15 protein-coding genes are annotated in these 16181 nt (G+C 38.8%); 7 read left to right on the top strand and 8 right to left on the bottom strand.

The genetic code is table 11. The features are described 5' to 3' along the window. Position 1 precedes the first annotated feature (1 nt). Positions 2–3076 carry an efflux RND transporter permease subunit gene (locus QS62_RS08905; RefSeq protein ID WP_066109012.1) on the top strand — a complete coding sequence of 1025 codons (3075 nt, stop codon included), beginning with the start codon at positions 2–4 and terminating at the stop codon, positions 3074–3076. Positions 3077–3177: 101 nt separating this feature from the next. On the opposite strand, the gene QS62_RS08910 is transcribed toward QS62_RS08905, so the two are convergent. Further along, complete coding sequence (locus QS62_RS08910) at positions 3178–3975, bottom strand: YadA family autotransporter adhesin (protein WP_066109015.1); 798 nt, start codon at positions 3973–3975, stop codon at positions 3178–3180. 344 nt (positions 3976–4319) lie between these two features. Here QS62_RS08910 and QS62_RS08915 point away from each other — a divergent pair, with 344 nt between their 5' ends. The 3 genes from QS62_RS08915 to mreD all read left to right on the top strand — a co-directional run bounded on the left by QS62_RS08915 (position 4320) and on the right by mreD (position 6926). Next, positions 4320–5372, top strand: coding sequence for a rod shape-determining protein (locus QS62_RS08915; protein WP_156536746.1), 1053 nt, complete (start codon positions 4320–4322; stop codon positions 5370–5372). A gap of 65 nt (positions 5373–5437) precedes the next feature. Continuing rightward, entirely contained in the window at positions 5438–6436 is a 999-nt protein-coding gene (gene mreC, locus QS62_RS08920) for a rod shape-determining protein MreC (RefSeq protein WP_066109017.1), read from the top strand. 1 nt (position 6437) lies between these two features. Beyond that, positions 6438–6926, top strand: coding sequence for a rod shape-determining protein MreD (gene mreD, locus QS62_RS08925; protein ID WP_066109020.1), 489 nt, complete (start codon positions 6438–6440; stop codon positions 6924–6926). A gap of 5 nt (positions 6927–6931) precedes the next feature. Here the strand turns inward: mreD and QS62_RS08930 are convergent, their stop codons facing one another. Continuing rightward, the gene (locus QS62_RS08930; protein WP_066109023.1) at positions 6932–7993 is read right to left on the bottom strand and encodes an AI-2E family transporter; all 1062 of its coding nucleotides are present in this window, start codon (positions 7991–7993) and stop codon (positions 6932–6934) included. A 112-nt stretch (positions 7994–8105) separates the two neighbouring features. Here QS62_RS08930 and QS62_RS08935 point away from each other — a divergent pair, with 112 nt between their 5' ends. Continuing rightward, positions 8106–8414: a DUF5377 family protein gene (locus QS62_RS08935; protein WP_066109026.1), complete on the top strand. Its 309-nt coding sequence runs from the start codon at positions 8106–8108 to the stop codon at positions 8412–8414. 2 nt (positions 8415–8416) lie between these two features. On the opposite strand, the gene hda is transcribed toward QS62_RS08935, so the two are convergent. From hda to upp, 3 genes are all read right to left on the bottom strand, one after another. Next, positions 8417–9112, bottom strand: a complete 696-nt coding sequence (gene hda, locus QS62_RS08940) for a DnaA inactivator Hda (protein ID WP_066109028.1) — start codon at positions 9110–9112, stop codon at positions 8417–8419. Between the two features lie 100 nt (positions 9113–9212). Then, positions 9213–10469, bottom strand: coding sequence for a uracil-xanthine permease family protein (locus QS62_RS08945; RefSeq protein WP_066109031.1), 1257 nt, complete (start codon positions 10467–10469; stop codon positions 9213–9215). A 51-nt stretch (positions 10470–10520) separates the two neighbouring features. Continuing rightward, positions 10521–11147, bottom strand: a complete 627-nt coding sequence (upp, locus tag QS62_RS08950) for a uracil phosphoribosyltransferase (RefSeq protein ID WP_066109034.1) — start codon at positions 11145–11147, stop codon at positions 10521–10523. Positions 11148–11353: 206 nt separating this feature from the next. Here upp and purM point away from each other — a divergent pair, with 206 nt between their 5' ends. Continuing rightward, positions 11354–12394: a phosphoribosylformylglycinamidine cyclo-ligase gene (gene purM / locus QS62_RS08955; RefSeq protein ID WP_066109037.1), complete on the top strand. Its 1041-nt coding sequence runs from the start codon at positions 11354–11356 to the stop codon at positions 12392–12394. After that, positions 12394–13044: a phosphoribosylglycinamide formyltransferase gene (purN, locus tag QS62_RS08960; RefSeq protein ID WP_066109039.1), complete on the top strand. Its 651-nt coding sequence runs from the start codon at positions 12394–12396 to the stop codon at positions 13042–13044. The genes purM and purN overlap by 1 nt, the downstream gene beginning before the upstream one ends. Positions 13045–13050: 6 nt before the next feature. Here purN and tilS read toward each other — a convergent pair whose 3' ends face one another. The 3 genes from tilS to accA are packed head-to-tail and all read right to left on the bottom strand — an operon-like array spanning position 13051 to position 16180. Beyond that, positions 13051–14346, bottom strand: coding sequence for a tRNA lysidine(34) synthetase TilS (gene tilS / locus QS62_RS08965; RefSeq protein WP_066109042.1), 1296 nt, complete (start codon positions 14344–14346; stop codon positions 13051–13053). A 4-nt stretch (positions 14347–14350) separates the two neighbouring features. Next, complete coding sequence (gene pdxY, locus QS62_RS08970) at positions 14351–15214, bottom strand: pyridoxal kinase PdxY (RefSeq protein ID WP_066109045.1); 864 nt, start codon at positions 15212–15214, stop codon at positions 14351–14353. A gap of 12 nt (positions 15215–15226) precedes the next feature. Next, positions 15227–16180 (bottom strand): acetyl-CoA carboxylase carboxyl transferase subunit alpha, encoded by a 954-nt coding sequence (gene accA / locus QS62_RS08975; RefSeq protein ID WP_066109048.1) that lies wholly within the window; start codon positions 16178–16180, stop codon positions 15227–15229. Position 16181 lies beyond the last annotated feature (1 nt).

Genomic DNA, 16181 nt, shown 5'->3' on the forward strand with positions numbered 1-16181 from the left:
GATGAAATTTACCGATCTTTTTATTAAACGCCCAGTGCTTGCCATTTCGATTAGCTTGTTGATTGTCATTCTGGGATTACAAGCAATATCAAAACTGGCAGTTCGGGAATATCCAAAACTTGTCACTACCGTGATTAATATCACGACAGCTTATCCGGGAGCGGACGCGGAATTGGTCGAAGCATTTATTACTTCAAAAATCGAGGAAGCGGTTGCGCAAGCGGATAACATTGACTATATGTCTTCATCCAGTGCGCAAGGTTCTTCTCGCATTACTGTAAAAATGAAGTTAAATGCCGATCCGAACGGTGCTTTGGCGGATGTATTGGCAAAAGTGAACTCTGTTCGTTCGCAATTACCTTCCGATATTGAAGACCCGACTATTACCTCTTCTACTGGTGGTTCCGGTATTATGTATATCGGCTTCACCTCGAAAGAACTAAATTCCAGTCAGGTAACTGACTATATTGAACGTGTTGTAAAACCTCAATTTTTTACTGTATCCGGTGTGGCAAAAGTAGAAGTTTTCGGTGGTGCTTCTTATGCCTTACGCATTTGGTTACAACCTGAAAAAATGGCTGCACTTGGTTTATCTGCCAGCGATGTAATGGGAGCATTATCCCAAAATAACGTGCAAACTGCAGCCGGTAGTGCCAATAGCTATTATGTAACTTATAAAAACAAAGTTGATACTACCACAAAATCTGCCGATGAATTACGCAACTTAGTGTTATTCTCTAAAAATGGCAATATCGTAAAACTTGGCGATATTGCTAAAGTTGATATGGATAAAGAAAGTGATAATGCTCGTGCAGCTGCAAATGGTGAAAATGCTGTTGTTTTGGGCATTGATCCTGCCGCTGATGCTAATCCATTAACTGTGGTAAAAAACATTTATCCGCTTTATAACTCTATTAAAGAAAGCTTACCTAACAGTATCGAAAGTCGTGTACTTTACGATAAAACCATTGCGATTAACGACTCTATCAACGAGGTTATTCACACCATCTTTGAAGCAACCGTAATCGTGCTTGTCGTGATCACAATGTTCTTAGGCTCTTTCCGTGCAATGATTATTCCGGTGGTCACTATTCCGATTTCACTTATCGGGGTAATTATGTTGCTGCAATTCTTTGATTTCTCGATCAACCTGATGACGCTACTGGCGTTGATTCTCGCTATCGGTCTGGTGGTGGATGATGCGATCGTAGTGTTGGAAAATGTCGACCGACATATCAAAGAGGGCGAAACCCCATTCCGTGCGGCAATTATCGGTACACGTGAAATCGCCACTCCGGTTATCTCAATGACTATTGCGCTTTGTGCGGTATATTCACCAATGGCGTTGATGGGCGGAATTACCGGAACGCTGTTTAAAGAGTTCGCCTTAACCCTTGCCGGTGCGGTGTTTATTTCCGGTATTATTGCGTTAACACTGTCACCAATGATGTGCGGTAATATCCTCAAAGCTCACACCAATCCGACCAAACTGGAAATTCGTGTTGAACGTACTTTGAACAGCGTAACTGATCTCTATCAACGTATGTTGGCATTGATGTTGGACAGCCGTAAATTGGTGATTTTCTTTGCGGTATTGATTTTCGCCAGCTTGCCGGTGTTAATGAGCAATCTTTCCAGTGAATTAACCCCGAATGAAGATAAAGGTGCGATTTTAGCATTGGGTACAGCACCATCTAATGCCAATATTGATTATGTACAGGATGCAATGAAACAGTATGAGAAAATCCTTTCAGAAACGCCTGAAGTGGAATTCTCTATGGTGATTTCCGGTGTGCCGAGTACCAACCGTTCATTGGCAATCGCCAGTTTGACCAACTGGAGCAATCGTGACCGCAGCCAAACTGAAATTGCAAATGAGATCAACCAGAAAGCGAAAGCTATTCCGGAAATCAGTGTAAACGGCTTCTCTTTCCCAGAAATTGAAACCGGTGAACAAGGACCTCCGGTCAGTTTCGTTATCACCTCTGCGGATGATATTCACAAAATTGCGTTAGTGGCAGAACAAGTGTTAAATGCGGCAAGAAAATCCGGTAAGTTTATTTATAACAGCCTTGATTTGAAATTCGATACACCGCAAATGCACATTACTATCGACAAAGAAAAAGCAGGTACTTACGGTATCAGTATGCAGCAGATCAGTAAATTATTGGGAAGTTATCTCGCCGGCGGCACAATCACTCGTGTCGGTATCGACGGACGTTCCTATAAAATCATTTCTGAAGTGCCGCGTGCAGACCGTTTAAATCCGGAAGATTTGAATAACTATTTCGTTACTGCTGCAAACGGTGATTCTGTGCCGCTCGGTAACTTAATCAAAATGGAAATTAACTCTGAACCGCTTTCTTTAAGCCGTTTCAATCAGTTAAGTTCCGCCGTTATCAGTGCCATTCCAATGCCGACCAGCTCTGTTGGTGATGCGGTAGAGTGGTTTGAAGGTGAAGGGGCTTCTTTGTTGCCAAGCAATTACAGCTATGACTTCAAAGGCGAAGCACGTCAATTCGTACAGGAAGGTAATGCGCTTGCAGTCACTTTCGTACTAGCGGTACTGATTATCTTCTTAGTACTTTCCATCCAATTCGAATCAATGCGCGATCCGTTGGTCATTATGATCTCCGTACCGTTGGCAATCAGTGGCGCGTTATTGATGTTAAATATTCTGTCGTTATTCGGCATTGCCGGTACAACGCTCAATATTTATTCAGAAGTGGGATTGATTACTTTGGTCGGTTTAATCACCAAACACGGAATCTTGATGTGTGAAGTAGCAAAAGAACAACAATTACTTTTCGGCAAAGATCGTATTGAAGCCATCAGCTATGCGGCAAAAGTGCGGTTACGTCCAATTCTGATGACCACCGCCGCAATGATCGCCGGTTTGATTCCGTTACTTTACGCAAGCGGTGCCGGTGCGGTATCTCGTTTCAGTATCGGTATCGTCATCGTATCTGGCTTAGCTATCGGCACATTGTTTACCTTATTTGTATTACCGGTAATTTATACCTTAGTAGCAAGTAAACACAAGCCGTTGCCAGTCTTTGAAGAAAGCGCTTCTTAATTATCCCCTTTAATAAAATAAAAGGTCTGGAGCATTATCCAGACCTTTATCAATAATCTAAAAACAAAAAAGGAACATTTTCATTTAAGATTCAACAACAATTAGAATTGATAGCCAATAGACGTTGATGTACTAAGATCTTTATTACTACCATTCATTCCTGTTGCAAAACTAAATTTTGCTTTCCAACGCCCATTATCACTTAATCTTGATATTCCAATCGCAATAGCACTACGATCACGATAAGTCCCCAAACCGACAGCAATCATACTTTTTCCATCTTTAGTCGCCGAAACTAAACCAGCCATTGCATTGCTAGCTGCAATCCCACTAGCAAGACGATCATCTAATGATTTTATATCGCGATGTAATTGATTAATTTGCTTATCCAAATTTAATTTTCTGCTTTCAAGTTGTTGAATACGATCTTCATGATTTTCTATTACAGTTCTATTCGCATTTATCGCATTAGTATTGTTGGTTATAACAATTCTATTCGCATCTATCGCGTTTTTGTTATCTGTTATCGAAGTTTTATTCCCACTAATGTCAGTTTTATTTGTCTCTATGCCGCTTTCTAATGTCCCAATTATTGTGTTTCCCTTTATAAATTCTTTCATTTTTGCAACAGCATCGGGATCATTGCCCTCTTCGCCAGGAATAGAATTCAGAACTACATCCTTGTAAAAATCTGATTGTTTATCGGAATAGTTGCTTACTTTTTCCCAAGTATTAACACCAAGTATGGCATCAATAAGATCTAGTCTCTCACAAGGAGCACAATCGTCAGCAGGCACTATTTCATCGCCACTACTCTCATCTTTAGCAAAAACATTAAAAGATATTGACAACATCAGTGTTAAATACATAAAAAATGATCTATCTAATTTAATTAACATGGATATTTCCCCTTATTTTAGTTTAGTTACTCACATTTTTTAGACTAACTTATTGCTTATCTTAAGCTTTAATTTCTAAGTTAATTCATAAAAAGACTTTTTGTTATAAGCATTCTACCTAGGGGGGGGGGTAGAAATCAATTAGAGAAAATGATATTTGTGATCCGCACTCTGTTTTTTTACCTTTTACCGCTCTGTATCGCAAAACACCTCCTTTAGAAGGGAGAGAATATCAAAAAAATCCTATCCTCTCCCTATTAAACAGCCTGATTTTTTGGTAAATTTACACCAATTTTTTCACTGTAAAAAAACAACCCTAATTTAATTACTCAAATAAGCGGAAAATTATGTTTAAAAAAATTCGTGGTTTATTTTCTAATGACCTTTCTATCGATTTAGGGACTGCTAACACCCTTATTTATGTTAAAGGTCAAGGCATCGTACTTGATGAACCTTCAGTCGTTGCCATTCGTCAAGATCGTGTTGGCTCACTCAAAAGTATCGCGGCAGTGGGTCGTGAAGCAAAATTAATGCTAGGTAGAACACCAAAAAGTATCAGTGCAATTCGTCCAATGAAAGACGGTGTAATTGCTGACTTTTTTGTGACAGAAAAAATGTTGCAATATTTTATCAAACAAGTACATCGCAATAATTTTATGCGCCCTAGCCCTCGTGTATTAGTTTGTGTTCCTGCAGGTGCAACACAAGTTGAACGTCGTGCAATTAAAGAATCTGCTTACGGTGCTGGTGCACGCGAAGTTCACTTGATCGAAGAACCAATGGCAGCAGCAATTGGTGCAAAATTACCAGTATCAGAAGCAACCGGTTCTATGGTGATCGATATCGGTGGTGGTACAACTGAAGTTGCTGTTATCTCATTAAACGGCGTAGTGTACTCCTCTTCTGTACGTATCGGTGGTGACCGTTTTGATGAAGCCATTATTGCTTATGTACGTCGTACTTTCGGTTCTTCTATTGGTGAAACTACTGCTGAAAGAATTAAGAAAGAATTAGCAAGCGCTTATATCGAAGAAGGCGATGAAATTTTAGAAATGGAAGTGCATGGACATAATCTTGCAGAAGGCGCGCCAAGAACCTTTACTTTAAATACACGTGATGTTTTAGAAGCTATCCAACAACCGCTTGATGGTATCGTGCGTGCTGTACGCACTGCACTAGAACAATGTCCGCCAGAACTTGCTGCGGATATTTTTGAACGCGGTATGGTACTAACTGGCGGCGGTGCCTTAATGAAGAATATTGATATTCTGCTTTCTAGAGAATCAGGTGTACCGGTTATTGTTGCCGATGATCCATTAACTTGTGTTGCTCGTGGTGGCGGTGAAGCATTAGAAATGATCGATATGCTTGGCGGTGACATTTTTAGTGATGAGTAATCTTTGATCTTGAACTCAATTAGAGCAGCTTGTCCTCAAGCTGCTTTATTTTGTAATTTGATGGTATGAAACCAATATTCACAAAATCTCCCTCTCTTGGCGTTAGACTAATATTTGCAGTATTTGTATCGGTAATCTTAATGTTTTCCGACGGACAAACACGCAATTTATTACAGATCCGAAGTATGTTAGAAACAACTGTCAGTTGGATCTATTACCTCGCTAATACACCACGTTCAGTGTTAGATGGTGTATCTGATAATTTAGTGGATACCAGTACCCTACAAATTGAGAATAAAGTTTTAAAAGATCAATTGTTAGAAAAAAATGCTGATTTACTTCTACTTGATCAACTCAAAGTAGAAAATCAACGTTTACGCTTGTTGTTAAATTCACCGTTACGTCATGATGAATATAAGAAAATTGCGGAAGTTTTAACCGCTGAAACCGATCCTTATCGCCAACAAGTGGTGATCAATCAAGGTGAAAAAGATGGCGCTTATGTTGGCCAACCAGTGATTGATGAAAAAGGTGTCGTTGGGCAAATTATCTCTGTTGGCCACAATACCAGTCGCGTGTTATTAATTTCTGACGTTACTCATTCTATTCCATTACAAGTATTACGTTCAGATATCCGCGTCATTGCTAGTGGAACAGGGCGTCCAGATGAACTAGTACTCGATAATGTTTCTCGCTCTGCTGATATTGAAAAAGGCGACCTCTTAGTTACTTCTGGTTTAGGTCGGCGTTTCCCTGAAGGTTATCCAGTCGCGATTGTGGAATCTGTTTCTCGTGAAGGTAACAACTATTTTGCTACCGTTATTGCTAAACCACTCGCTTCATTAGAAAGATTACGCTATTTGTTGCTGCTTTGGCCAACTAATGAAGATATGAAACGCTTAAACAGTAATTCGCCAGCACAAATTAAAGAGGTGGTGAAACAACGTTTGTCATCACAACAAGCTGCACCATCAACAGAGCCACCAGCAGAAGGAAATAGTGCATTACCTGCTGACAACTTGGATAAGCCATTACCAACTAAAGAAAAAGTAGAAGAAGAATAGTATGAGACCAAATGTAGTATTCCAATGGCTGATGATTGCCGTCACTTTTATTATCGCTTTAGTCTTTGAAATTATGCCTTGGCCGGCAGATTTTTCTGGTTATCGTCCAGCGTGGCTGATCTTAGTGCTGTTATATTGGGTAATGGCAATTCCCGGACGCATTAATATTGGGATGGCCTTTTTGACTGGATTAGTTTGGGATTTAGTACTCGGTTCTATTTTAGGAATTCATGCGTTAATTCTTTCTGTATTCGCTTATTTAATTGCAGTCAATTCAATGATTCTACGCAATCTCTCTTTATGGCAGCAAAGCCTATTGGTAATTCTCTGCGTATTTATTATTCGCATCGCGATCTTCTTACTGGAACTCTTTTTGCATAGCGCCATTTTCAATTCACAAGAAATTGCCGGCGCAATTTTAAGCGGCGTGTTATGGCCATGGCTGTTCCTTATTTTGCGTGGATTGCGCCGTAAACTATCATTACGCTAAGCAAATTATTCAGCCACATTAATTGGCGGTAATGCACTAATAATCGCTTTTACTAATGTGGCTAATGGAATAGCAAAAAATACACCCCAGAATCCCCACAAACCACCAAAGAAAATCACTGACACAATAATAACTAAAGGGTGCAAATTTACTGCTTCAGAAAACAATAGAGGCACTAATAAATTGCCATCAAGGATTTGTGTAATAGTATAAACCAACATTAAATAGCCAAATGTTGCAGACCAACCAAATTGGAATAATGCAACTAATGCTAGTGGAATGGTTACCAATACTGCGCCCACATAAGGCACTAACACTGACAAACCAATAGCGACCGCTAATAACAGTGAATAATTTAAACCAAACAACAAAAAGGTAACGTAACTGACTACAGTCATCACCACAATTTCTGCCACTTTACCACGAATATAATTCGCAATTTGTTGTTTCATTTCATCCCAAACTTGGTTTACCAATTGGCGATTTTGCGGCAAAAATCGAGTAACTCCAGCAATTAAATAATCTTTATCTTTGATAAGGAAGAAAACCATCAACGGCACCAAAAAGGCATAAATACCGATAGTGACTACACTGACAATAGAAACTAATGAATAACGTAATGCAGACTCACCAACACCGAGAATCTTCTCACGCACACTATTAAAAATCGTATCAATCATCGCATAATCGACATATTCTGGATAATTCTCCGGTAATGATAATACCCATTGATGTAGTTGATTACTCATTGTTGGTAAATCTTTCAAGAGATTTACCGTTTGATTCCACAATGTTGGCACCATCACTAATAGGATAAAAAAGACCATTGCGATAAAGCCGCCTAAAACGACAATTAATGCCAATATATGTGGAAATCGAAATTTAGTGGAAAGGTATTGAATTGGGAGTTCTAATAAATAAGCCAATACAATCGCAATCAATAATGGTGTAAAAAGATCACTAAAGAAATAAAAAACTGCAAAAACAATTAAAATTAAACTAAATAATCCTACGGCTTGTGGATCACTAAAACGACGTTTATACCACTCTTTAAAAACGGCTAACATATCAAAACTCCTTGCATCAAAAGCTCTTAGATTATAAGCAAGTTATTTACTTGAATAAAGACTAAATCTATACTATGCGCACCTTTTCACTAGTAATATCAAGGAAATAATAATGAACAACACAACTGAAATTCAAACCTATCCGCTGTATCAAAATAGTTGGGTGATTCGTCAAAGCGATCCCGGTGAAGAAGGCGCAAGAAATCATTTATTTGAAACTGTTTCTATTCAATTAGATGCTATTTATACAAAGCAATCATTACATTATCAATTTACCCGTAAAGTCGAAAATCATATTGAATTTACACAAGAATTTGCTGATTTAGAGAGCCTATTTAAATTTTTAGGTGAGTCATTAGATCCCGTTTCATTGGGCTTATTAGGTGTCAAAATTGGACAATTACAAAGCCAATTAGCCTAACATCACAGATGAAGCTGCTCTTTCACAAACGGAATAGTTAATTTTCGCTGCGCTTGTAAAGAGGCTTTATCTAATTTGTCTAAAATAGAAAAGAGGTAAGTTAAATCGCGATCTAAACGATTTAATAGGAATTTCGCCACTTCATCAGGCAATTCTAACCCTCGTTTACGAGCAGCTTGTTGCAACACAGCTGCTTTTTTATCATCAGATAATTCCGCTAACTGATAACTTTCTCCCCAACTTAAGCGAGAACGTAAATCTGGTAATTGAATCGCAAGTTGCTGCGCTGGTGCATTTGCACTAATCAGTAATAGCGTATGACCGCTCTCTTTAATCCGATTAAATAGATCAAAAATTGCCACTTCCCACTCTTGATTACCCGCAACCGCGTTAAGATCATCTAAACAAACTAAATCCAACTCTTCCAATGATTCCAAAATTTCTGGTGAAAAATAATTGGTTTTAGTTAATGGAATATAGATAGAAGCCCGTTCTTGCTGTAAAAATAGATTATTTGCTGCTTTTAAAATATGGGTTTTACCGCTACTCTTTGTTCCCCATAGATAGAAAAATGGTTGATGTAAATGAGCAAAATTTTCAAATAAAGAACTACATAGCACTTGATTATGCTGTGCATCAAAATTCTCAAATGTTTCAGGATCAAATTCGTGAATGGGTAAAATATATTGATGCTGCAAAAAACTACCTAATGAGCAAAGAAAAAATTGGTTATAAGAATAAAGAAAAACATCAGGTTGAGCAAGTTTTCCACCTGATGTTTTCCGATTTTTTCAGCAACTATTGTGATACTTCAGTTTCTTCTGCTTTCTTAGCTTCTTTTGGTAAAACTAGATTCAATAAAATCGCCACAATAGCGCAAAGGCTGATACCTTTTAATGAAACTTCACCAAAATTAACAAACATACCGCCGATACCAAAGGTCATCACTACCGAAATAATACAAAGATTACGTGATTCTGTGACATCCACTTTACCACGAATTAAGGTACTCATTCCAACTACTGCAATTGAACCAAATACCAACATCATAATACCACCCATTACGATGGTTGGAATTGTCGATAAAAAGGCGCCAACCTTGCCACAGAATGAAATTGCAATCGCCCAAACGGCTGCCCAAGTCATAATCGTTGGATTAAAGTTACGAGTTAGCATCACCGCGCCAGTCACTTCTGCATAAGTTGTATTTGGTGGACCACCTAAAAAAGAAGCAACAGATGTTGCGATTCCATCACCAAGCAAAGTACGGTGTAAGCCCGGTTTTTGTAAGAAGTTTTTTCCTGTTACAGAGCTAATTGCCATAATACCACCAACGTGTTCTACTGCAGGTGCAATCGCAATTGGTAACAAATATAAAATCGCTTCTAACTTAAACTCTGGTGTTGTAATCGTAGGGACGCTAAACCAAGGTGCATCATAAACAGGTTGTAAGTTAATCAACCCCATAAAAGCGCAAACAATATAGCCAGCTGCAATACCAAACATAATTGGAATTAATTTCATCATTCCTTTAGCAAATACCGCAACACCTAAAGTCGTCAATAATGTAATCATTGATACGATAAGCGCTTGATCGTAGCTATAATTACTATTTTTCCCAAGTGCCATATCAACGGCAACTGGTGCTAGTCCCATCCCGATAATGATGATTACCGGACCAACTACAATCGGTGGAAATACACGTTGTAACGCTTCAACACCTTTCAATTTCACTAATGCACTTAATGCCACATAGACTAAACCGGCACAAACCAGTCCACCTAAAGTTACTGCTAAACCCCAAGTAGCAATACCGTATTGAATTGGTGCAATAAAGGCAAAAGAAGATGCTAAGAAGATTGGCACTTGGCGTTTGGTACATAATTGAAACAACAACGTACCGACACCGGCAGTCAATAATGCGGTATTACTGTCCAAACCGGTAATCAACGGCACCAACACCAATGCACCGAAAGCAACGAACAACATTTGCAGACCGACAAACGCCTGCTTCACTTTGCTTTCAGCAATTTGAGATTGAGTATCTTGACTCATAAAATAGTTTCACCTCTCTGGATAAATTAACTAAAAAAAAGATATTCAATACTACTTAGTACCGAATATCTTATCGCCGGCATCCCCTAAACCTGGAATGATATAACCATTCTCATTCAGATGATCATCAATTGATGCTGTATAAAGCTCTACATCAGGATGTGCATTCTGTAACGCTTTAATACCTTCTGGCGCTGCCACTAATACCAATACTTTAATTCTTGGACATTGTGCTTTTTTCAACAAATCAATTGTTGCAATCATTGAGCCACCAGTCGCTAACATTGGATCAACAATAATCGCTAAACGCTCTTCCATATCTGGCGCTAATTTTTGGAAATAAGGTACTGGTTCTAAGGTTTCTTCATTACGATACATTCCCACTACACTAATTCTAGCGCTTGGAATATGTTCTAATACGCCTTCCATCATTCCCAAACCGGCACGTAAAATTGGCACAACAGTCACTTTTTTCCCTTTAATACGTTCAACTTGTACCGGTCCGCACCAACCATCAATCGTTATGACTTCCGTTTCCAAATCAGCGGTTGCTTCATAAGTCAATAAGCTACCAACTTCTGTCGCTAATTCGCGGAAATGTTTTGTGCTAACATCAGCCGCTCTCATTAAACCAAGTTTATGTTTTACAAGCGGATGTTTTACTTCAACGATTTTCATTTTGTTGCCCTCTCAAAATTCAAAAAAATCGCACGATTTTAAACTACCAATTCGCAAATAGCCATACTCACTACCAAAAATCTGCAAATAACCTAATCTATCGCAAAATATTTCTTGCATTTATGAGTGATCTATATCGCAAACGATTGCTTAATCGTGTACAATCTGCGCCCGATGATAGTTGTCAACCCACCTAAGGAGCAAATGTGGACAAACAAACATTAAGTTATAAAGACGCTGGCGTTGATATTAATGCAGGCAATGAATTAGTTGATCGAATTAAACCTCATGTAAAACGTACTCGCCGCGCCGAAGTGATTGGCGGATTAGGCGGTTTTGGTGCGTTATGTGCAATTCCGACCAAATATAAAGAACCAATTTTGGTTTCCGGTACTGATGGCGTAGGCACAAAACTTCGTTTAGCGATTGATCTTCATAAGCATGACACCATTGGTATTGACTTAGTGGCTATGTGTGTTAATGACTTAATTGTACAAGGTGCTGAACCACTGTTTTTCCTTGATTATTATGCTACTGGCAAACTTGATGTTGACGTTGCAAGCGATGTAATCAAAGGAATTGCTGACGGTTGTGAACAATCTGGTTGTGCATTGATTGGCGGTGAAACAGCAGAAATGCCGGGTATGTATCACGCTAACGATTATGACCTTGCCGGTTTCTGTGTTGGTGTTGTGGAAAAAAATGAAATCATTGATGGTAGCGCAGTACGTGTTGGTGACGCATTAATTGCTTTAGCCTCTTCTGGCCCACACTCTAATGGATATTCATTAATCCGCAAAATCATTGAGCTTGCAAAAGTTTCACCAGCAGAAACATTACTCGATGGAAAACCATTAGCTGATCATTTACTTGCTCCAACTAAAATTTATGTGAAATCTATCCTTCAGTTAATTAAACACGTTGATGTACACGCTATTGCACATTTAACTGGTGGTGGTTTCTGGGAAAATATTCCTCGTGTATTACCTGATCATGTACGTGCAGTCATCAATGAGAAAAGCTGGCAATGGCCATCAGTATTCCGTTGGTTACAAGAAAACGGTAATGTTGATACTTATGAAATGTATCGTACTTTCAACTGTGGTGTTGGTATGGTGATTGCTTTACCACAAGAAGATGTTGAAACTGCTCTAGCTTTATTAGCGCAAACTGGTGAAAAAGCGTGGGTGATTGGACAAATTGAACACCTTGAACCACAAGAAACTCAACAAGTTGTGATTCGCTAATGAAAAAAAGAGTTGCTGTTTTAATTTCTGGTGAAGGACAAACGTTACAAGCGATTATTGACGCTTGTAACGCTGGTCAGCTCAATGCTGATATTGTTACAGTGATTAGCAATAAAGCCAGCGCCTATGGCTTACAACGTGCAGCAAAAGCTAATATTCCTACCCACGTTTTTGTGCGTAAAAATTTTGCTGACAACCAACAAATGGATCAAGCCATTGGTGATTTACTGGCTGAATATCAAGTTGATTTAATTGTCTTAGCCGGTTATATGAAGATTCTTACCGCTGAATTTACGCAACGTTTTGCTGGTAAGATATTAAATACTCACCCATCTTTATTGCCAAAATATCCTGGTTTACATACTTATCAACGTGCTTTAGAAAATAAAGATACAGAACATGGTTTTAGTGTGCATTTTGTCAATGAAGAAATGGATGGCGGGCAGTTAGTCTTTCAATTCAAGTTACCAATCTTACCAGAAGATACGGAAGAGAGTTTATCGACTCGAGTGAAGCATTACGAACAATACTACTATCCGCAAATTATTAATTGGTTTGTTGAACAACGCTTAGTATTTCGCGATCAAGCCTATTTCGATAACCAACCATTAACAACACCGATTATTAAAACCTTAGCAGATGCAGAATAATGCAAGTTATTCTGCATAATTCTTAAAATAGCCGATAGCCCCATAAAAATGTTCATCAATAAAGAGTAACGGGATACGTGTTCTCTGCCACGTTGGCACTTTTAATTTTTGCCAAACTTTTTTGATGTCAGTATGTTTTGCTTGCGGAGCAATTTTTACTCTCTTTGAATAATGAAAACGAATAGTCATCTGTTGAAAATTCACTGGTGGTAGCACAACGAATTGATGTTGCTGCCAACTCAATAGCAAACCTTGAGCAGATTGTTCACAGCTAATTTCGCCTAAACCATCAGGTAATAATAAAGTTTGCCCAATTGCTAATGGCAATATCTGTTGCTGTAATGATTGATAGATCGGTGTTAAATATAGCTGATCCTGAAAGCGACGTACCATTCGATTATTAAGCTGTAATTCCGGTTGGCGATCTTGTTCTGCTGCCACCACTTCATCTAACAAAACTTGCAACTGTTTTTGTGTCGGCATTGGTTGCTGCCAATGCGCTAACCATAACCGCAATAATTGTTTTTGTTTTTCTCTCGAATAATCAGCAAACTGCTGCAGATTAAAACAACCATCAGCGGACAAATGTTGTAACAAAATCGGTTGTAATAGCTCTTCTAATAATTGTTGCTGTTCCGCACATAATTGAGCAGAACGAACAATCGCTTGATCAATACTATGCCAACGTGCTCTTAATAATGGCAACACTTCATTGCGTAAGAAATTACGTTCATATCTCGTATCATCATTACTTTCATCGAAAATGGTCGCTAATTGATGTTCAGTAATATATTGCTCTAATTGAGATCGGGTAATCCTTAACAGAGGGCGAAAAATCGGCACTGAAAATAATTGTGTTTGTGTAGGCATTGCCGATAACCCTTTCACGCCACTACCACGTTTTAGCGCTAACAGAAAAGTTTCGCATTGATCATCTAAATGATGAGCCGTAACCAATATTTCATTCGCTTGTAATTCTGCTTGAATAGCTTGATAACGCGCTTTTCGTGCTTCCGCTTCAATATTTGCTGATGACGCTAATTGCACTTTTTTGGCAATAAAAGGAATCTTAAATTGTGCACAAAATTGCTGACAATGTTCTAGCCAATGATCAGCATTAACACTTAGTCCATGATGAATATGAATAGCTCGTAGTGGAAAATCATAACGTTGGCGTAACTCAACAAACAGGTGCAATAATGCTGTTGAATCTACACCACCACTAAAACCAATTAAAAACGCCTTGTTCTGCAAGGCGTTTTCGTTAATTTGTTTAATTAATTCATCAATCAATGAACACATATGATTAAGCAATTTTTACCGCTTTATATTGGCTGATTGGATTTACAATATAATTCCGCGCTGGAATGATTTGTAATTCATATTTTTGCGACTCTTTGGTTACAGTCATCACATCATTAACCGCATTTGCTGTATGCTCAAAAGCCTCAATCTCTGATTTTCCATTCAATAGATTAGCTAAGAAAATTGCACTGGTCATATCGCCAACACCGACAGGATCGCGACCAACAAACTCATGCAACGGACGGCTAATATGCCACATTCCTTGCTGGGTAGCTAACACCATTTCAAATTTATTTGGATCTTGTCCCACTTTACTTAAATGTTTCACCAACACTGTCTTTGGCCCTTTCGCCAAAATCGCTTCTATCGCTGCTAATGCTTGGCTAAAGTTTTCTACCGTTAAACCGCTTAACTCACGCAACTCCACCAAATTTGGCGCAATAATATCAGCTTGGCTCATTGCATCACTGACTAAAAATTCTGCAACTCCAGGCGCCACTACACAGCCTTTATCCGGATGCCCCATCACTGGATCACAAAAATAGATCGCATTTGGATTGGCTTTTTTGACTGCATTTACTGTATTTAAAATTTCTTGTCCTTGCTCCGCCGCACCAATATAACCTGATAACACTGCATCACATTCTGACAACGCGCCAATATCCGCAATCCCTTGCGTGATTTCAGCAATCTGTTCTTTTGGAATCACCATGCCTTTCCAACGTTGATATTGGGTATGGTTAGAAAACTGCACTGTATTTAATGCCCAAGCATCTACACCTAATAATTGCATCGGCAATACTGCCGCTTTATTTCCCGCATAACCATATACGACATGAGATTGTATTGATAAAACATTCTTCATTACAATTTCCTACTAACAATAACCGTAACTCATCAATCTTTGATAACGGCGATCTAGAAGCTCTTCGTGACCTAATAATGCCAACTCTTCTAAATCAGTTTTAATTTGTGCTTTTAAATTTTCTGCCATTTGTTCAAGATTACGGTGTGCACCGCCAAGTGGCTCTTCAACAATGCTGTCAATTAATGATAATTTTTTCAAACGATCCGCTGTTAATCCCATTACCTCAGCAGCAGTTGAAGCTTTATCCGCTTTTTTCCATAAAATAGAAGCACAACCTTCCGGAGAAATAACAGAATAGGTACTATATTGCAGCATATTCACTTTATCACCGACGCCAATCGCCAACGCACCACCGGAACCACCTTCACCAATTACGGTACAAATAATTGGCACTTTTAACATCGACATTTCCCGTAAATTACGCGCAATCGCTTCTGATTGTCCGCGCTCTTCTGCACCAACGCCCGGATAAGCTCCCGGTGTATCAATAAAAGTAATAATTGGCATCTTAAAACGCTCTGCCATTTGCATTAAACGTAACGCTTTACGATAGCCTTCCGGCGCTGGCATACCAAAGTTACGTTTTACTTTTTCTTTTACTGAACGCCCTTTTTGATGACCGATTACCATCACTGGACGACCATCTAAACGTGCAATACCACCTACAATCGCTTTATCATCAGCAAAAGCACGATCACCTGCCAACTCTTCAAATTCAGTAAAAATATGTTCAATATAATCTAATGTATAAGGACGTTGTGGATGACGTGCCATTTGAGAAACTTGCCAAGCCGTTAAATCTGCAAAAGTTTTTCTCGTTAATTCTTCACTTTTCTTCTTTAAACGAGCAATTTCTTCGTCAAGATTGATTTTATCATCTTGCCCAGATACCGCGCGTAGTGAGTCAATTTTTGCCTCAAGTTCGGCAATCGGTAATTCAAAATCTAAAAAATCTTGATTCATA

Source organism: Gallibacterium salpingitidis, from assembly GCF_001678495.1.
Classification (GTDB): domain Bacteria; phylum Pseudomonadota; class Gammaproteobacteria; order Enterobacterales; family Pasteurellaceae; genus Gallibacterium; species Gallibacterium salpingitidis.